Source organism: Corynebacterium pseudogenitalium (genome assembly GCF_024453815.1).
Classification (GTDB): domain Bacteria; phylum Actinomycetota; class Actinomycetes; order Mycobacteriales; family Mycobacteriaceae; genus Corynebacterium; species Corynebacterium pseudogenitalium.
Window position 1 is genome coordinate 388,159 of record NZ_CP072934.1, and the last position, 19,239, is coordinate 407,397.

At 61.4% G+C, this 19,239-nt stretch carries 13 protein-coding genes; 12 read left to right on the plus strand and 1 reads right to left on the minus strand.

Going from position 1 to position 19,239, the window contains the following annotated elements:
- Positions 1–19 precede the first annotated feature (19 nt).
- Positions 20–874 carry an alpha/beta fold hydrolase gene (locus tag KBP54_RS01785; RefSeq protein ID WP_070976029.1) on the plus strand — a complete coding sequence of 285 codons (855 nt, stop codon included), beginning with the start codon at positions 20–22 and terminating at the stop codon, positions 872–874.
- 49 nt (positions 875–923) lie between these two features.
- On the opposite strand, the gene KBP54_RS01790 is transcribed toward KBP54_RS01785, so the two are convergent.
- Positions 924–2,000, minus strand: a complete 1,077-nt coding sequence (locus KBP54_RS01790) for an HNH endonuclease signature motif containing protein (RefSeq protein WP_070477514.1) — start codon at positions 1,998–2,000, stop codon at positions 924–926.
- Positions 2,001–2,146: 146 nt separating this feature from the next.
- Between KBP54_RS01790 and KBP54_RS01795 the strand changes: the two genes are divergently transcribed.
- The 11 genes from KBP54_RS01795 (at position 2,147) to KBP54_RS01845 (ending at position 19,180) form a co-directional block, all read left to right on the plus strand.
- Positions 2,147–3,064 (plus strand): TIGR03773 family transporter-associated surface protein, encoded by a 918-nt coding sequence (locus KBP54_RS01795; RefSeq protein WP_256000487.1) that lies wholly within the window; start codon positions 2,147–2,149, stop codon positions 3,062–3,064.
- Positions 3,061–4,602, plus strand: a complete 1,542-nt coding sequence (locus KBP54_RS01800) for an anchored repeat ABC transporter, substrate-binding protein (RefSeq protein WP_256000488.1) — start codon at positions 3,061–3,063, stop codon at positions 4,600–4,602. The genes KBP54_RS01795 and KBP54_RS01800 overlap by 4 nt, the downstream gene beginning before the upstream one ends.
- 7 nt (positions 4,603–4,609) lie before the next feature.
- Positions 4,610–5,503 (plus strand): choice-of-anchor M domain-containing protein, encoded by an 894-nt coding sequence (locus tag KBP54_RS01805; RefSeq protein ID WP_256006139.1) that lies wholly within the window; start codon positions 4,610–4,612, stop codon positions 5,501–5,503.
- Complete coding sequence (locus KBP54_RS01810) at positions 5,500–6,273, plus strand: anchored repeat-type ABC transporter ATP-binding subunit (protein WP_256006141.1); 774 nt, start codon at positions 5,500–5,502, stop codon at positions 6,271–6,273. Before KBP54_RS01805 ends, KBP54_RS01810 begins: the two co-directional genes overlap by 4 nt.
- A complete protein-coding gene (locus tag KBP54_RS01815; protein WP_256006142.1) occupies positions 6,266–7,108 on the plus strand; it encodes an anchored repeat-type ABC transporter permease subunit in 843 nt (280 codons plus the stop codon). The genes KBP54_RS01810 and KBP54_RS01815 overlap by 8 nt, the downstream gene beginning before the upstream one ends.
- Positions 7,105–9,120: a choice-of-anchor M domain-containing protein gene (locus KBP54_RS01820; RefSeq protein WP_256006144.1), complete on the plus strand. Its 2,016-nt coding sequence runs from the start codon at positions 7,105–7,107 to the stop codon at positions 9,118–9,120. Before KBP54_RS01815 ends, KBP54_RS01820 begins: the two co-directional genes overlap by 4 nt.
- Before the next feature lie 218 nt (positions 9,121–9,338).
- A complete protein-coding gene (rplJ, locus tag KBP54_RS01825; RefSeq protein WP_070363122.1) occupies positions 9,339–9,860 on the plus strand; it encodes a 50S ribosomal protein L10 in 522 nt (173 codons plus the stop codon).
- A 49-nt stretch (positions 9,861–9,909) separates the two neighbouring features.
- Entirely contained in the window at positions 9,910–10,299 is a 390-nt protein-coding gene (gene rplL / locus KBP54_RS01830) for a 50S ribosomal protein L7/L12 (RefSeq protein ID WP_070363121.1), read from the plus strand.
- A gap of 92 nt (positions 10,300–10,391) precedes the next feature.
- Complete coding sequence (gene pgfA / locus KBP54_RS01835) at positions 10,392–11,318, plus strand: cell envelope lipid trafficking protein PgfA (RefSeq protein WP_256006145.1); 927 nt, start codon at positions 10,392–10,394, stop codon at positions 11,316–11,318.
- 294 nt (positions 11,319–11,612) lie between these two features.
- Positions 11,613–15,110, plus strand: a complete 3,498-nt coding sequence (rpoB, locus tag KBP54_RS01840; RefSeq protein WP_256000493.1) for a DNA-directed RNA polymerase subunit beta — start codon at positions 11,613–11,615, stop codon at positions 15,108–15,110.
- Positions 15,111–15,181: 71 nt separating this feature from the next.
- Entirely contained in the window at positions 15,182–19,180 is a 3,999-nt protein-coding gene (locus tag KBP54_RS01845; protein WP_256006147.1) for a DNA-directed RNA polymerase subunit beta', read from the plus strand.
- Positions 19,181–19,239: the final 59 nt, after the last annotated feature.

Below are 19,239 nucleotides of genomic sequence, written 5' to 3' on the forward strand. Positions count from 1 at the left end.
TCGTCGCTATGTTGGCTGTATGACTGAAATTTCCATTCCTGATTACAAGACTGACGAATTCTTCGGGCTCGAGGACAAGTGGCTGGAGACGGCACCCGGCGAGCTCACTCACTACCACGATCTCGGCGAGGGCGAACCAGTACTGTTCCTCCACGGCTCCGGCACGGGCGTGACTGCAGCCGCGAACTGGTGGCTGAACCTTCCGACCATCTCCGAGAACGCACGATGCATCGCGATTGACTCCATTGGTTACGGCCAGACTGTCGTAGCTGAGGGCACCAAGTACGGTATCCGCGAGTGGGTTGAGCACGCAATCCGTGTGCTGGATGCCCTGGGAATTGAAAAGACCTGGATTGTTGGTAACTCGCTCGGTGGCTGGGTTGGCTTCCAGATGATCATCGACCACCCGGAGCGTGTGAAGGGCATCATCTCCATGGGCACCGGTGGGGCGAAGTTGACCGGCGCGCTGAAGGGTCATTCGAACCCGAAGCTGACCGAAGAAGGTATCCGCAACACGCTCGAGCAGTTCGTGGTGGATAAGTCGCTGATCACCGATGAGCTCGTGTCGCTGCGCTACCAGTCCGCGCTGAACGATACGGCGTCTGATCGCCTACAGGAGGTTGTGCAGGCGCGTGACCGTGACCGTACCGAGCTTCCACTCGACTTCGACGTGCTGTCGAAGGTCGAGATCCCGGTTCTGCTAGTGCACGGCATGCAAGACGTCGTGATTACGCCGCAGCGCACGTGGGACCTGGTGAACACAATTCCGTCCGCTGACGCTCACCTTTTCGCACAGTGTGGCCACTGGTCGCAGGTTGAGAAGGCTGATGAGTTCAATGAGGTCATCGTGAACTGGATTAAGCGTCAGTTCTAGTCAGCAGCTTTTCGACGCCCACTTCGGCCCCGTCGTGGTGGGCGTTTTGCTATGTGTACAACATTTTCATCGCACCAGGTCGGTGGACTGGGTTTGGGGCGGAGTAGCCGCGTGGTGAGTGCCAGAGCGGTTGTGCGTCCACAATTTCGATGCGACCTCGGCGTGCTCGTTGGGGGTCGTCGTCGTTGACGCGATTGTGGTAGCGGCACAATGGCGACAGGTTGTTGATGTTCGTTTCCCCGCCGTGTTGCCATGCAGTGATGTGGTGGATTTCGCAGGCGTCGGCTGCATGGCGGCATCCAGGCACTGGGCAGCCGGGGGTAACGGCGCGGGCCAGAGCGCGCTGCTTGTCATTTGCGAGGCGTTGTGTCCGGTAGAGGTTGACTGCCCCGTGCTGTGGGTGGAAGACGGCGGCTTCGAGCTCGTTCTCGGTGGTGGCGACGTGGCTGTTTAGGTATTCGGCGCCTGTCATGGTGGTGCCATCGGTCAGGGTGAGGGTGGTCTCGTCGCCGTGGCCGCGCTGTATTTGGATCCACTGGGGGAGTGGAATGAGCAAGAGAGGTCGGGGGACCGCGTGGGGGACGGAACGGCCGTCGCCACGTATGATGTCGAGGAATCTGCGCAGCATGTGTTTCGTGGGTGGCGTCTTGGGGTCCATGTCTTGGGTGAGGGCGTGTTCAAGGTCGGCGAGGTCGCGCTCGTTGGTGGTGAGCGTCATGGTGCGGCGCCCATTGCGGGAAGGCGAAAATGTGAGGCGGTCGTTTTGGTGCTTGGTGTTGTTCGGAAGAAGTGCTTTTGCGCGTTCGCTGAGCTTTTTGTATGTGCCCTTGGTATCGAGGAGTACGAGGCGCAGTTTGGTGCGTGTTCGCGCGGACTTGATGGGGCGTAAGCGCCGTTCGATCATAGCGAGTTGGTCGAGTGAGAAGCCGTAGCGTCGAGCCTTTTCGGTAGCGAGTCGCTGTTTTTGTCGGGATTTTGTGGGCCCGAAGTAGATGTCGTGGAGCTGGCGCCAGGCGCGGGCTCGTGTTGGATCGACGCCTGCTTCGATGGCGGCTTCGTAATCGAAGCCGTCCAGTACGTCGAGTGCCTGCGTGGACATGGATTCTAGGAATGTCTTGAAGTTCATAACCTGAACATATGTGGTTGCAGAACGCCTGGGAAAGGCTTTTCACGCTACCTGTGGATAACTTCTTCTTGTGTGGCGTTTTCTGAAGTGCCCTGTGGATAACGTATGACTTGCATGCGAACGCTAATGAAAATAATGTTCATTAGGTGAAATTTTCTGTCATCAAGATTCTGCGAGCGCTCGCCGCGACATTACTGCTCCTTTCCATGTCGACGCCTGCTTTCGCGGCGGAATGCCACCCGACACTGCACCCGATGGTGAAAGACGACCGCACTGTTCCGGCCGAGTGGCGCGATCCCGCAGAACTCGTTTTTGGGCTGGGTGATGCAGCAAAGCAACAGCTCTCCAATCCAGTCGGGCCAATTCCGGCCGGTACCGCGTGGATGATCGGTGCAACTCAGCAAGCCGGTGTGCCATGGCTTGGAGCGAATACGCAGCATCCGTCGCTGCTTGAGCACACTTCTGGGGATGTGGCCTGGGAGATTACAAATTTTGATGGACCCGGTGCCATGTTTGTGTTCACACAGGGTGGGCTCGGTCAGGTCGTGGGCGAGGAGTGGTTCCGTGGCGTCGATGGGCAGGCGCAGGGCAGCCATACCATTCCTGCGAATTCACATGTGCATCCAAACTGGATGTTCAGTGCTCCGGGGACTTACACGGTGACAGTTCGTCAAAGCGCGACGACGAGTAATGGCGAGCCGGTGAGCGGGGAGGCGACGCTCACCTTTGACATTGGCGGCGCCGGTAACGCGAACGATGGTCACTTCGACTTTGGCTCCGTCTTTGACGAGGAGGGCGAGTGCGCGCAGCCAGTGGCGGCGAGCAACGCGAATCCAGCGCCTGATCAGGGAGAGACTCAGTTGCAATCACAAGATCACCAGCAGCAGGATGTTGCTCCCGCGCAACGCGGTGGGGCCCTTGCAGAAACGGGTACGACAGTGATGACGCTGCCGGTGGCTGTGCTCGGCTTGGGCGTGTTTGTCTTTGGTGCGGGTTGGTTGTGTTTGGATGCGTCGTTGCGCCGTCGTGTCGCCGCAGCGTGGGGTTTCGGTGGCCACCGGTGATCCAGTTTTTTCAACGAGCCGCTGTGCTGATGTGCGTGGCGCTGCTCGGGGCGTGTAGCGCACCAGAAGGGCAGTCGGTGGGAGAGGGGAAGGCGTCGGTGGTGGCGTCGACACCTATTTTGGCGGATGCGGTTCAAAACGTTGCAGGTGATGTGGCTGATGTGCACACGCTGATGGCGCGTGGGGTTGATCCGCACAGCTACGAACCGAGCTTGCATGCCACACGCGACATCGCGTATGCGGATGCCATTTTTACCAACGGACTGTTGTTGGAGCCACAGTCTTTAACGAATACGATTGCGGCGACCGTGCGTGACACGACTCCGGTCGTGGCACTTGCGCAGGAGGCGCAACGGTACGGGTTTGCGCCGATTCCGCTTGTGGAGGACGCGAGCCTAGATGCGGTGTGGCTCGGGTTGCGGGTGGATACGGGCCAACAGCTCCCGACGACGGGAGTCGCGGACTTACACCTTGTAGATGTTGACGGCCCCGGTGCCACTTTCGCGTTCATCCTGGGAACCTTCGGCACCCCGGAGGTGGTGTTCAACTCTCACGACGGGCTGGATAGCCGTGACGTAAAGACCCTGCCGGTTGACGCGCATACTCACTTGAGCTGGGCATTTTCCAAGCCAGGCGTGTACAAGCTGACGTTTGAATCGCATATTCGCGATGCCGTCGGTGCACCTGAGCGCGCAAGTGCGGAGTCGACGGTGACGGTCGTTGTGGGGCAGGATCCCGCGCGGGTAACGCCGGGGTTGCACGCGGTGGAGAAGGGGCACGTCGACATTACAACAGAGCTTGATGGGCAAGGCGCGGCTCACCTCGTGCTCAACTCGGATGACGACGGCCGCATGGATCCAGTGAACGTAGCCGTCACAGTGCCGAATACAACCCTGCAGCCGATCCCTCCGGAGCGCCCCTTCCGATTCCTCGGTACACCGGGGGAGGAAACCTACCTGCTCCCGCAGGCGGTGCTGGGCAATCACGTGCATGGTGAGCTGGACCCGCATGTGTGGCACGACGTTCGGGCGATGAAAGCGATCGTTCAGGTAATCCGTGACGAGTTGGCTGCGGTGGATCCGCACCACGCGGAAATCTACCAGGCAAACGCCCGCGACTACCTGCAAAAACTGGACGCAGCGGATGAAATGATGCACGAGTCTGTCTCCGCGGTTCCGGAGGAACAACGCAACCTGGTGACTACGCACCATGGATACGCCTACCTCGCGCGGGCATATGGAATGCGAGTTGCAGGTTTTGTCACGCCAAACCCCAGCGTGGAGCCGAGCCCGCGTGATGTCATCGCGTTCACCCGCACACTGGAGAATCTGCACGTGCCCGCGGTCTTCCTGGAACCACAGTTGGCGGGGCGCAGCACAGTGCTGACAGAAACCGCCGCCCAGCTTGGCATAGAGGTATGCCCAATCTGGGGCGACACATTGGATCCTCCGGGGTCTGGGCCAGCCGATACCTATATACACCTTGTGGAGGCGAATGCTGCGTCGATACGCAGGTGCCTCGGACGAAATGAGAAATGAGCGAACAATGAAACTTCGAATTATCCCACTGATGGTTGCTGCGATGATCGTGGCAACTCCTGCGATTGCGAATGCGCAGGCCGCCAACAACGATCCTGCGTTACAACAGGTGGTCAGCGCAGATGAGGCGATTGCGCCAGCCGGTGAGCACACAGTTATTGACGCCGGACACGTCGATCTAGGCGCGACATTCAACGGGGATACCCTTGAATTTCTCGCTCGCGACGACACACAGCAACCGCCCGTATGGCGTCACCTCGACGACGTGGTGTTCCGCGTGACCGATGCCGCGAAGCAAACCCTCCCCGACGGCGACGACTTCGCCTTCACCGGCGCAAAGCCAGGTGCGGACGTCTGGGTGATCCCACAGACTGAGGTTGCCGGGGTGCCGTGGCTGGGGTGGAACACGCAGGCCGCGAGCCTGCTCGAACACTCCGGAAACGGCGTGAGCCTGGAGTTCGGCGGACACGAAGGGCCAGGCGAGTTCTCCCTGTTCCTGCAACCGGGCGGGTTCCACGCACCACAGTTGCTGTGGACGACTACTGAGCCGGGTGTGCAGCCAATGTGGGTGGAGCCGAACACGCATACCCACGCCAATTGGGTCTTCACCGAGCCGGGAGTGCACCTGGTCGGGGTGCGAGCAGTGGTGAAGGATGACGCTGGCACCGTTCACACGGACGAGCAGTTGGTGCGCGTGGCTGTAGGCGACGGGACGGACGTAGCGGCGGCGCAGTCCGCACAGTTCAACGGGCCGTGGCGCGAGGGTGCTGCGTCGGAAGAACAGGCAGATAACCAGAGCACGCTGAATGCGGGGCTGATCGCTGGTGGGGTGATCGGTGTGTTGGTGCTCGCGCTGGTGGCGCTTCTAGTGGCGCGTTCTCGGAAGGAGCGTCGCGCGTGAGCACGCAACCGCTTATAGAGGTGCGAGGCTTGCGCGCCGGGTACCCGGGTCGCCCGGTGTTTGAGGGCGTTGATCTTCTTGTGCCTGCCGGGCAGTTCGTCGCGCTGCTCGGTCCGAACGGGGCGGGGAAGACCACGCTGATGCGTGCAACGCTCGGCCTGATTCCCGGCACAGCCGGAACGGTGCGGGTAGGGGAGTGTACGGGCCACGCGGTGCGCAAAGTGGTGGGGTACGTCCCGCAGCGTCACGACGTCGCCTGGGATTTCCCGATCGATGTCGCGTCCGCTGTCATGAACGCCACGCTTGACCTGCGCCCGTGGTACGCGCGGCCTAAGGCGGAGCACCACGAAGCTGTGGCGGAAGCACTCGAAGCTGTGAACCTCCAAGACCTGGCGTACCGGCCGATCGCGGCGCTCTCCGGAGGGCAGCGCCAACGCGTATTGGTGGCGCGCGCCCTGGTGCGTCGTCCAGGCGCGCTGTTCCTCGACGAGCCGTTCACCGGCCTCGATATCCCGTCTACTGAGCAGCTGCTAGCGCTGTTTCGTCAGCTGGCTTCCCGCGGAATCGCGATCGTGATGTCCACACACAACATCGTGGAGGCTGTTGACTCTTGTGATCGCCTCCTGCTGTTCCGCGGTGGCATCGTCGCGGACGGGGCTCCCGCTGATCTTGACGACGCCCGCCCCTGGATGGACACGTTCGGCGTCGGCCCGGATTCGCCATGGCTGGCGGCGCTGCAAACACATGTGAAAGAGGTATCCCGTGCTTGAGATCGGGTTTCTGCAATTCTTGGCTGACGTGGCCAACCCGCACCTGGCGTTCTTGCCGCGCGCGTTGACGGCGGCAGTGTTGGCGTCCGTGTTGTGCGCGGTCGTTGGGTGTTTTGTGGTGCTGCGCGGTATGGCGTTTATCGGGGATGCGGTGGCACACGCCGTGTTTCCGGGTGTTGCGTTGGCGTTCGCGCTGCAGGTGTCGGTGCTGCTCGGTGGGGCCGTTGCCGGGTTGATCGTGGCGGTGTTGATTGCAGTGCTGTCGCAACGGCGTGCGCTGAAAGAGGACGCGGTGATTGGCATTGTGTTTGCGGCCGCGTTCGCGCTTGGCCTGGTGATTATTTCGCGTGTTGAGGGCTACACAGCGTCGCTGAGTTCGTTCTTGTTTGGTTCGCTGACAGGTGTGAGTGAGCGCGACCTTATAGTCAGTGCTGCGACGTGTGCTGTCATTGTGTCGCTGGTGGTGGTGTTACGGCCGTGGCTGACCGCGGTGGCGCTCGACCGAGAGACGGCGCGCGCGATGAACGTGCGCGTCGCGCTCCTGGACTTGGTGTTGTACCTGTGTGTGACGGCCGCGGTGGTGGTTTCGGTGCAGACGATCGGCAACATTCTGGTGTTGGCACTGTTGGTTACCCCGGCGTCCGCCGCGCGACTGTTTACAGACAACCTGGAGACCATGATGATCCTCGCCGCGCTGATTGGCGTGGTAGGCAGCGTGGTTGGTGTATGGCTGGCGTGGTCGTTTGACTCGCCGACCGGCGCAACTATCGTGCTGTGCGTGACGGCAATCTTCGGTGCGAGCTGGTTGTTCGCTAGGAAGGGGGCTCGGGCATGATCCGAAGACTCATCCTTACGGTGGCGCTTCTCGCCTTCACCGTCAGCCCGGCGCACGCGACCACGCCTGCCGGGCATCAGCCCGGTGACCCTGGGCATGGCGTCGTCCTCCCGGAGGACCTTGACCACCCATGCGCTGGCCGTAAGTTGCTGTACCACTCCCACAACGACGCCCTCTACGGCACTCGGTTCGACGGCCAGCTGTCCATTGGTGCGGTTGACGGTCAGCAGGTCACCGACCAGCGCGACGTCTGCTTCCGTCTGCCTCTCGACGCTGACGCCGACGGCAATGACGTCTCCCGCCTCACCATCCCGGATGATGGTTCCCTCGATTTTCTGGGCGCTCCGGGCAGTCAGGTGTGGCTCGCGCCCCAGCACGCGGATTTCACCGATGATTGGCGCCCCATCTGGTCCGGCATCGGTGCATTTGACCCGGCGCACGAGCTGCCGGGTGCTGTGCCGAGCAACTTCAAAGACGACATGATGTACTTCGACCTGCTGGGCATCGATGGTCCGGGTGATGTGCAGATCTTCTTTAAGAACGCCGCCTCGCCGGCTGAGCGCCTCTTCAATAGCGCTGACGAACAGATGCGCACCGTCGAGTATGAGGTTGGCGCGCACGGCCATTTCAACTGGACGTTTACGAAGCCCGGCGTTTATAAGCTGCGTTGGCAGGGCCGCGCCGAGCTGACCAACGGTGAGACTGAGTACACCGGCTGGACCGACCAGTACTGGCTGGTTGGCACCGACGCGGACGTCGGTTTGCCGGAGGGCACCACGACGGGACTTCGCACCCCCGCACTATCGACGCCCACTCCGTCACCGACGCAACCGCCAACACCAACACCAACAGCACCAGTGACAACCGCGGCACCGGCACCGGCACCCGCACCCACTGCGAAGCACTGCGACGCGCTGCGCACCCGCCCGGAGGCGTTCATCGCGAACGGGCATATGGACATGGGGCCCGTCGATACGGGGGAGGCCGCGCTCATCGACGACCGCGACCCCAACAACCCCGCGCGGCACACCAGCGGCACCTTCCTCTTCGAGGTTCCCGACCGCGCCCGCCAGGACATCCCTGCGACGCTGCGCGACACGTTCCCCACCCGCCCCGAGCGCATGTGGGTGTTGCCGCAGTCGCAGAAGGCGGACCTGCCGTGGCTCGGGTTCTCGACAACCCACCACCCAGCCCCCGCCATCGTCCGCATTACTGCTGTCGCCGGACCCGGCCGCATGTACACCTGGCACGAGGGGCTGCAGGGCGCGAAGCTCGAACTGGACTCCGGCGACAAGTCCCGCACGCTGAGCTACCCGGCGAACGCCCATGACCACCAGGCATTCGGTTTCACCGAGCCTGGACTTTACGCCGTGACTTTCGCGTTTGACTCTGCGGAGCTCGTTGCGGTCTTCGCGGTCGGCGACGCCGCCATCGCGACGGCCCGCGAACAGCACGCGAGCGGGTATCGTGAGCTGGACTCGTGCGGCTCCAATGCAGCGACCAGCGACATGTGGATGGGCGCATTGGCGAAGGGGATCCGCTCAATCGACGAGGAGTTGAGCAAGTTCGGCCACAAGCTACGGCCAGTAGCAACGACTGCGCCGTCAAAGCCAGTGCCACCGCGCACTGTAATAAGTACTGTGCGTGCGACGGAAGCGAAGGCCGCGACCAAGCAGGCGCCACCAAAGCAGACGACGGCGCAGAAACCGACGCAGAAGTCCACAACAACGTCGGCACCAAAGCGGCAGGCGGTAAAGCCGACGGGGGCGAAGCCGACGTCGACAAGAAGAGCGATCCCGGACGCTCCGATACAGACTGGTGGCGGTGGCATCGTCTCATCTTTCGACCAGGGAGCAGCGCAGGAGGAACCCGCGACGGGCGTGACTGCCAGCGGTTTCTGGGGCGGGCTCATCCTCGGTGTTGGCTTGATGGCGCTGCTGGGGGGCATTGCGTTGTTCGTGGTGGCGGCGCGGATGTTGCGCGGAGTTGCGCGCACGCAGGAAGACGTGTAGGGTTCCACAACGAAGTTTGAACGGGTAATACCCGAGCTCAAGTTTCACCGAAGACCGTCGGTCGCCCTTCGGGGCCGAAGGTACCCCTCTCCAGGGGTCGACCCACGCAGGAGGAACGTGGCCTACCTTTCTAATGGTGCCTCGTGCTTCTGCACGGGGCACTTTTTGTGTCCCGGGCGGATTGAAGGACATGAAGTTATTGGAAGGAGGCGTGTGTAATGGCAAATCCGAAGAATGAGCGCGAGCTTGCTGTGTTGAAGGAGAAGTTTGACGCTGCTAGCTCCATCGTGCTGACGGAGTACCGTGGTCTGACCGTTGGTCAGCTGCAGACTCTTCGTGGCGATCTCGGCTTCGATGTCGAATACCACGTCGCCAAGAACACCCTCATCAAGATCGCTGCTAACGAGCACGGCATCGAGGGTCTCGACGAGCTTCTGACCGGCCCGACCGCTATCGCTTTCATTAAGGGCGAGGCTGTCGACGCTGCTAAGGTCATGAAGAAGTTCTCCAAGGATCACGACGCGTTCGTGATCAAGGGTGGCTACATGGATGGCGCTGCTATCGACGCCGCTCAGGTTGACGCCATCGCTGAGATGGACAACCGCGAGACCACGCTTGCAAAGCTCGCTGGCGCATTCCAGGGTTCTTTGGCAAAGGCTGCTGGGCTGTTCGAGGCTCCGGCATCCAAGACGGCTCGCCTTGTCGCTGCGCTGCAGGACAAGCAGAACGACGCCGCATAACACACTTACAAACTTGGGCTAACCGCCCACCAATAGAAAGGAAGCCACCATGGCTAAGCTGTCTAAGGACGAGCTCATTGAGCAGTTCAAGGAAATGACCCTCATCGAGCTTTCCGAGTTCCTGAAGGAATTCGAGGAGGTCTTCGACGTTACCGCTGCTGCACCAGTTGCTGTTGCTGCTGCTCCGGGCGCTGCTGGCGGCGACGCTGCTGCTGCAGAGGAGAAGGACGAGTTCGACGTTGTTCTCGAGGACGCTGGCGCCAAGAAGATCGGTGTCATCAAGGTTGTCCGCGAGCTCGTTCCGGGCCTGGGCCTGAAGGACGCCAAGGAAATGGTCGAGGGTGCTCCAAAGGCTATCCTCGAGGGCGCAAACAAGGACGATGCAGAGGCTGCAAAGGCCAAGCTGGAAGAGGCTGGCGCAAAGGTTACCCTCAAGTAATCTCGCAGGCTGCATAGCTTTTCGACGATCACCCCGTCGCCACGTACTGTGGCTGGCGGGGTGTTTCGCGTTGTGTGCTAAGATTTCGCACCATGCTGCCCAAATCCAGGATCATTGCTTCGTTGTTGGCGGGCCTCGGTATTGCGTTGTTGGTTGGCGGTCTGCTGGCCCCGCGTGTGCTGAACTCGGGCGCGAAGCTACCGCTGGACCTTGGGGCGGTAACGTTGACGATGGCCGATCCCGATGGCACCCGCGAGGGCGAGCCGGCGCCGGTGGTGCACCAGCTGCATATGGAGGTGCAGAATCCGGCGGGCAAGGACTCTGCCAGCGTGCGCGTGGGGGACACGTTGCGTGCGGGGGACGCGGGTACGGACTTTGAAAACCTTGTCGGCGCGAGCACGTGGACGTATACGTTGGACCGTGAAACCGGTGAGGCGCAGGGACCGGCAAAGGTCCAGCTTGTGATGGCGATGCCGGCCGTCGATGTCCCGGTGGAGGGGTCGTGGCTGAAGTTGCCATCGCCGGTGAAGCAGGAGACGTACCAGGTGTTCGACCCGGTGTTGCGTGGGGCTGCTCCCGCGGAGTTCGTCGCAGAGGAATCGGTTGCTGGGCGCGCGGTGCTGCGGTTCCGGCAGGTCATTGCGCCAACGAACGTGGCGCAGCGGTACGCGGATATGCGAAACACGTTGACCGTCGAAGGGGAAGACGGTGAGCCGGTCCGCACGTTCTATACGCATAGCGCGCAGCGCGAGTTGTTGGTTGATCAGATCACCGGCGTGGTCGTGGGGATGCAGGAGCGTGTCAACGACTATTATGCTGACGTGGACGGCAATGAGGTCCAGGGCATTGTTTCCTACGACGCCGCGATGGACGAGCAGCAGACGGCCGAGCTCATCTCGCTTCTCGACGGCGCCTACGGACCTTCCGTGCAGCAGGCCTTCACGTGGGGCGTGCTCGGTTTGGGTGGTGCGCTGACCTTGATTGGTCTGGTTGGCGCGTTGTGGCCGCGTCGGCGTTAGCGTCGCGCCTGCGTTTAGTGCTAAGCTTCCCCGCGACGGCATTGAATCGGGGGATTGTTGCTGCCCTTTACAACATTGGGTGCATTGTGTAAACTCATTCGGTGCACTGGAAGCCGTCTCCAGTCCGCTATGTCAACCTTGCTTTGTTGGCGTCGAGAATTTTCGAAGCGCTGACTTGACAAGGTGATTTTGCTGTCTCTGGGGGCGGGTATTCCGAAGCAGACCGAATGCTAATCTACCCAGCGGAAACGCCGATTTTTACAGAGCCAGAGTAGAGATCGGCGTCCGCCTTAGGTGCTGGAAGGACCCAACTTGGCAGTCTCAAACCAGACCATGTCAATGGCTGAAATTCCCGGGGCTCCCGAACGTTATTCGTTCGCGAAGATCGCAGAGCCGATCGCTGTCCCGGGTCTTCTTGATGTACAGCTTGAATCTTTCGCGTGGCTTGTTGGTACGCAGGAGTGGCGTGAGCGTGAGCAGGAAGCTCGCGGCGCCGACGCGCGTATCACGAGTGGCTTGGAGGACATTCTCGAAGAGATTTCTCCAATCCAGGACTACTCGGGCAACATGAGCCTGACGCTGTCCGAGCCGCGCTTCGAAGATGTCAAGGACACGATCGACGAGTGTAAAGAAAAAGATATTAACTACTCCGCGCCGTTGTATGTGACGGCGGAGTTCATCAACAATGAAACCCAGGAGATTAAGTCTCAGACGGTGTTCATTGGTGATTTCCCGCTGATGACGGACAAGGGCACCTTCATCGTCAACGGCACTGAGCGTGTTGTTGTTTCGCAGTTGGTGCGTTCGCCGGGCGTGTACTTCGACGAGACGATTGATAAGTCGACGGAACGGCCGCTGCACGCGGTGAAGGTGATCCCTTCGCGCGGTGCGTGGTTGGAGTTTGACGTCGATAAGCGTGACACGGTTGGTGTGCGTATTGACCGTAAGCGTCGTCAGCCAGTGACGGTGCTGCTGAAGGCGCTTGGTTGGACGACGGAGCAGATCACGGAGCGCTTCGGCTTCTCCGAGATCATGATGTCCACCCTCGAGAACGACGGCGTGGCGAACACCGACGAGGCTCTGCTGGAGATTTACCGCAAGCAGCGCCCGGGCGAGCAGCCGACGCGCGACCTCGCGCAGTCCCTGCTGGAGAACTCGTTCTTCAAGGCGAAGCGCTACGACCTGGCACGAGTTGGCCGTTACAAGATCAACCGCAAGCTTGGTCTTGGCGGCGACCACGACGGTCTGATGACGCTGACCGAGGAAGACATCGCGACGACCCTCGAGTACCTGGTGCGCCTGCACGCGGGTGAGCACGAGATGACTTCCCCGGAGGGCGAGGTTATCTCGATCAACACGGACGACATTGACCACTTTGGTAACCGTCGTCTACGCACGGTGGGCGAGCTCATCCAGAACCAGGTTCGCGTTGGTCTGTCCCGCATGGAGCGCGTTGTGCGCGAGCGTATGACGACGCAGGACGCGGAGTCCATCACCCCGACCTCGCTGATTAACGTCCGCCCGGTTTCCGCGGCGATCCGCGAGTTCTTCGGCACCTCGCAGCTGTCGCAGTTCATGGACCAGAACAACTCTCTGTCTGGTCTGACGCACAAGCGTCGTCTGTCGGCGCTGGGCCCTGGTGGTCTGTCGCGTGAGCGCGCCGGCATTGAAGTCCGAGACGTGCACCCGTCGCACTACGGCCGCATGTGCCCGATTGAGACGCCGGAAGGCCCGAACATTGGTCTGATCGGTGCGTTGGCTTCCTACGCACGCGTCAACGCGTTCGGCTTCATTGAGACGCCGTACCAGAAGGTCGAAGACGGCAAGCTGACTGATACGGTCCACTACCTGACCGCGGACGAAGAGGACCGCTACGCAATTGCGCAGGCGGCCACCCCGATGGATAAGGACGGCAACCTAACTGGTGAGCGTATTGAGGTCCGCCTGAAGGACGGCGACATCGGCGTCGTTGGCCCTAAGGGCGTCGATTACCTCGACATTTCCCCACGCCAGATGGTGTCCGTGGCAACGGCAATGATTCCGTTCCTCGAGCACGATGACGCGAACCGTGCCCTCATGGGTGCGAACATGCAGAAGCAGGCTGTGCCGCTGCTGCGTTCTGAGGCCGCGTACGTGGCCACCGGCATGGAGCAGCGCGCTGCGTACGATGCTGGTGACACGATTATTTCGGCGAAGGCTGGCGTCGTCACGAATGTGACAGGTGACTTCATCACCGTCATGGACGACGAAGGCATCCAGGACACGTACATGCTGCGCACGTTCGAGCGCACGAACCAGGGCACCTGCTACAACCAGGTTCCGATCGTTGACCACGGTCAGCGTGTTGAGGCTGGCCAGGTGCTGGCTGACGGTCCTGGTACCAAGAACGGTGAGATGGCGCTCGGCCGCAACCTGCTGGTTGCGTTTATGCCGTGGGAAGGCCACAACTACGAGGACGCGATCATCCTGAACCAGCGCGTGGTTGAGGACGACATTCTGACTTCCGTGCACATCGAAGAGCACGAGATCGACGCCCGCGACACCAAGCTGGGTGCAGAGGAAATTACTCGCGAGATCCCGAACGTGTCCGAGGACGTGCTGAAGGACCTCGATGAGCGCGGCATTATCCGCATCGGTGCGGACGTGCGTGACGGCGACATCCTGGTCGGTAAGGTCACCCCGAAGGGTGAGACCGAGCTGACTCCGGAGGAGCGTCTGCTGCGCGCCATCTTCGGCGAGAAGGCCCGCGAGGTCCGCGACACCTCCCTGAAGGTGCCGCACGGTGAGACCGGTAAGGTCATCGCGGTTCGTCGCTTCTCCCGCGAGGACGACGACGATCTGTCGCCAGGCGTCAACGAGATGATTCGCGTCTATGTTGCGCAGAAGCGCAAGATCCAGGACGGCGACAAGATGGCTGGCCGCCACGGCAACAAGGGTGTCGTGGGCAAGATTCTGCCGCAGGAAGATATGCCGTTCATGGAGGATGGCACCCCGGTGGACATCATTCTGAACACCCACGGTGTGCCGCGTCGTATGAACATTGGCCAGGTCCTTGAGGTACACCTCGGCTGGTTGGCGAAGGCTGGTTGGACGGTCAACCCGGACGATCCTGCGAACGCCAAGTTGCTCGAGACGCTGCCTGAGCATCTGTACGACGTCCCGCCTGAGTCGCTCACCGCGACCCCAGTGTTTGACGGCGCGACGAACGAGGAGATCGCTGGTCTGCTGGCGAATTCCAAGCCGAACCGCGACGGTGACGTCATGGTCGATGAGAACGGCAAGACCACGCTGTTCGACGGCCGCTCCGGCGAGCCATTCAAGTACCCGATTTCCGTCGGCTACATGTACATGCTCAAGCTGCACCACCTGGTTGACGAGAAGATTCACGCTCGCTCCACTGGTCCGTACTCCATGATTACCCAGCAGCCGCTCGGCGGTAAGGCCCAGTTCGGTGGCCAGCGCTTCGGTGAGATGGAGGTGTGGGCGATGCAGGCATACGGCGCCGCCTACACGCTGCAGGAACTGCTGACGATTAAGTCGGATGACGTGGTTGGCCGCGTGAAGGTGTACGAGGCCATTGTGAAGGGCGAGAACATCCCTGACCCGGGTATTCCGGAGTCGTTCAAGGTGTTGCTCAAGGAGCTGCAGTCGCTGTGCCTGAACGTTGAAGTCCTTTCGACGGACGGCACCCCGATGGAGCTCGACGGCGATGATGACGACTTTGATCAGGCCGGTTCCTCCCTTGGCATCAACCTGTCACGTGACGAGGGCTCCGCGGCGGACACCGCCTAAGCCAGGAACGAACGAAAGAATCTATCCAACTGCAATCCTCCCCGTCGTTGGGGAGGTGAAAGGGAATTTACGTGTTTGACGTAAACCTCTTCGACGAGCTTCGCATCGGCCTGGCTACTGCTGACGACATCCGTCGTTGGTCGCATGGTGAGGTCAAGAAGCCCGAAACGATTAACTACCGCACGTTGAAGCCGGAAAAGGACGGCCTGTTCTGCGAGCGCATCTTCGGTCCTACCCGTGACTGGGAGTGTGCGTGTGGCAAGTACAAGCGTGTCCGCTACAAGGGCATCATTTGTGAACGTTGTGGCGTCGAGGTCACTAAGTCGAAGGTTCGCCGTGAGCGCATGGGCCACATTGAGCTGGCCGCGCCGGTGACCCACATTTGGTACTTCAAGGGCGTCCCATCGCGCCTGGGTTACCTGCTGGATCTTGCTCCGAAGGACCTGGAGCGCATCATTTACTTCGCCGCGAACATCATCACCAGTGTTGATGAGGAGGCGCGTCACAACGACATGTCGACGCTCGAGGCGGAGATGCTGCTCGAGAAGAAGGAAGTCGAGCAGGACGCGAATGCCGAGATTGCGGAGCGTGCGCAGAAGCTGGAGGAGGACCTCGCTGAGCTCGAGGCTGCCGGTGCGACTGCTGCCGCCCGCAAGAAGGTGCAGAACGCTGCTGACAAGGAGATGCAGCACATCCGCGAGGTCGGCGAGCGCGAGGTCGAGCGCCTCGACGAAATTTGGTCCACCTTCCAGAAGCTTGCTCCGAAGCAGATGATTATCGACGAGTTCCTCTACGAAGAGCTCGTGGACCGCTACGAGGACTACTTCACCGGCGGCATGGGCGCTGAGGCGATCCAGACGCTGATCCGCAACTTCGACCTCGAAGCTGAGGCGGAGGAACTGCGCACCATCATCGCTGAGGGCAAGGGCCAGAAGAAGGTCCGCGCACTGAAGCGCCTGAAGGTTGTGGCTGCGTTCCAGCGTTCCGGCAATGATCCTGCCGGCATGATCCTGGACGCGATCCCGGTGATCCCACCAGAGCTGCGTCCAATGGTGCAGCTCGACGGTGGCCGTTTCGCCACCTCGGACCTGAATGACCTGTACCGTCGCGTAATTAACCGCAACAACCGTTTGAAGCGCATGATTGACCTGGGAGCCCCAGAGATCATCGTGAACAACGAGAAGCGCATGCTGCAAGAGTCTGTCGACGCCCTCTTCGACAACGGCCGTCGTGGCCGCCCTGTCACGGGCCCAGGCAACCGTCCGCTGAAGTCCCTGTCTGACCTGCTGAAGGGTAAGCAGGGTCGCTTCCGCCAGAACCTGCTGGGTAAGCGTGTGGACTACTCTGGCCGTTCGGTCATTATTGTTGGTCCGCAGCTGAAGATGCACGAGTGTGGTCTGCCGAAGCTGATGGCGCTCGAGCTGTTCAAGCCGTTCGTGATGAAGCGCCTCGTGGACAATGAGTACGCGCAGAACATTAAGTCGGCGAAGCGCATGGTGGAGCGCCAGCGCCCTGAGGTGTGGGACGTCCTCGAAGAGGCGATTTCCGAGCACCCAGTGCTGCTGAACCGTGCACCAACCCTGCACCGCCTTGGCATTCAGGCGTTCGAGCCGAAGCTGGTCGAGGGTAAAGCAATCCAGCTGCACCCGCTGGCCTGTGAGGCGTTCAACGCTGACTTCGACGGTGACCAGATGGCAGTCCACCTGCCGCTGTCCGCGGAGGCGCAGGCCGAGGCCCGCATCCTGATGCTGTCCTCGAACAACATCCTGTCCCCGGCATCCGGCAAGCCACTGGCGATGCCTCGCCTGGACATGGTGACCGGCCTGTACTTCCTGACCATGGAAAAGGGCGAGGACGAGATCGGCGGCGAGGGTCGTTTCACCCCAGCCGACGAGAACGGCCCAGCCAAGGGCGTGTACTCCTCCTACCGTGAGGCCATCATGGCTTACGACCTGGGTGTACTTGGCCTGCAGGCACCGATCAAGGTGCGCATCGACCACCTGCGTCCGACGATTGAGATTGAGGCTGAGCAGTTCCCAGACGGCTGGTCGAAGGGCCAGGCTTGGATGATGGAGACCACCCTTGGTCGCATCATGTTCAACGAGCTGCTTCCGTTCAACTTCCCGTACCAGGAAGGCGCGATGGTCCGTAAGGGCGGCGGCGCTGGCAAGGTGCTGTTGGGCGACATCATCCAGTCGATGGTGGAGAAGTACCCAATGATTACCGTTGCCCAGACGCTGGACAAGCTGAAGGACGCCGGTTTCTACTGGGCGACCCGTTCCGGCGTGACCATCTCCATGTCCGACGTGTTGGTGCTTCCGAACAAGACGGAAATCCTTGAGCAGTACGAGCAGCGCGCCGAGGAGATCGAGCGCAAGTACTGGGAGAAGGGTGCCCTGACCGAGGAGAACCGCTACGACCGTCTCGTGGAGCTGTGGCAGGACGCCACCAACCAGGTCGGTGAAGCAGTTGAGGCGCTGTACCCGGATGACAACCCGATTCCGATGATCGTGAAGTCTGGTGCTGCCGGTAACATGCGTCAGATCTGGACCCTGGCCGGCATGAAGGGCATGGTCGTGAACTCGCGCGGTGAGTACATCACCCGCCCGATCAAGACCTCCTTCCGCGAAGGCCTGACAGTGATGGAGTACTTCAACAACTCCCACGGTTCCCGAAAGGGCCTGGCGGATACGGCACTGCGTACCGCAGACTCCGGCTACCTGACCCGCCGTCTTGTCGACGTCGCCCAGGACGTCATCGTCCGCGAGCACGACTGCGGCACCCGCCAGGGAGTCAAGGTTCCAGTTGCGCAGCTTGCCGGTGAGAAGTTCGTCCGCGACGAGTTCGTCGAGACCTCCGTCGCTGGCCGAGTACTGGCATCCGACGCGAAGGACGCCGAGGGCAACGTTGTGCTCGAAGCCGACGCTGAGCTTTCGGAAGAGCGTATCGACGCCCTCGTCGCCGCCGGTGTCGAGGAAGTCAAGGTCCGCTCCGTCCTGACCTGCCAGACCCCAACCGGCGTCTGCGCGAAGTGCTACGGCAAGTCCATGGCATCCGGCAAGCTTGTCGACATCGGTGAAGCCGTCGGTATCGTGGCTGCACAGTCGATTGGTGAGCCTGGTACCCAGCTGACCATGCGTACCTTCCACCAGGGTGGTGTCGGTGGCGACATTACCGGTGGTCTGCCACGTGTTCAGGAGCTGTTCGAGGCCCGCGTGCCGAAGAACTGCGCCCCGATCGCATCCGTGGCCGGCACCGTCACCCTCGAAGACGAAGGCAACTTCTGGACGCTCACCATCCACCCGGATGACGGCTCCGACGTTGTGGTCTACGAGAAGCTGTCGAAGCGCCAGGGCCTCGCACAGGTCCGCCGCCCGATGGAGTCCAACCCGAACGCGATGATCGAGCGCTCCCTGCGTGAAGGCGACCACGTTAACGTGGGCGACCGCCTCCTGCGTGGCGCTGCTGACCCGCACGACGTGCTCGAGGTCCTCGGCCGCCGTGGCGTGGAAAAGCACCTCATCGACGAAGTGCAGGCCGTGTACCGCACCCAGGGTGTGTCCATCCACGACAAGCACATCGAGATCATCATCCGCCAGATGCTGCGACGCGGCACCGTCATCGACTCGGGTACCACCGAGTTCCTGCCGGGTACGCTCGTGGACCTGTCGGAGGCACGCCAGGTCAACGCTGCGGCTGTTGCAGATGGTGGCGAGCCAGCAGAGATGCGCTCCGAGATCATGGGTATCACCAAGGCCTCCCTGGCAACCGAGTCCTGGCTGTCCGCCGCCTCGTTCCAGGAGACCACGCGTGTGCTCACGGACGCTGCTATCAACAAGCGTTCTGACCAGCTGATCGGTCTGAAGGAGAACGTGATCATCGGTAAGCTGATCCCGGCTGGTACCGGTATCTCGCGCTACCGCAACATCACGGTCAAGCCGACGGAAGCCGCCCGCTCCGCCGCCTACTCGATCCCGTCCTTCGGCGACGGCATCTACGGCGACGAGGCATACGGCGACTACACCGGCGCCTCCGTCCCACTGGAGGAATACGGGTACGACCAGATCTAGTGACTCTGGCTTATAGCTAGGTCTGCTACCCCAGCACCAGCGCCCCGCCCCCTGAACCC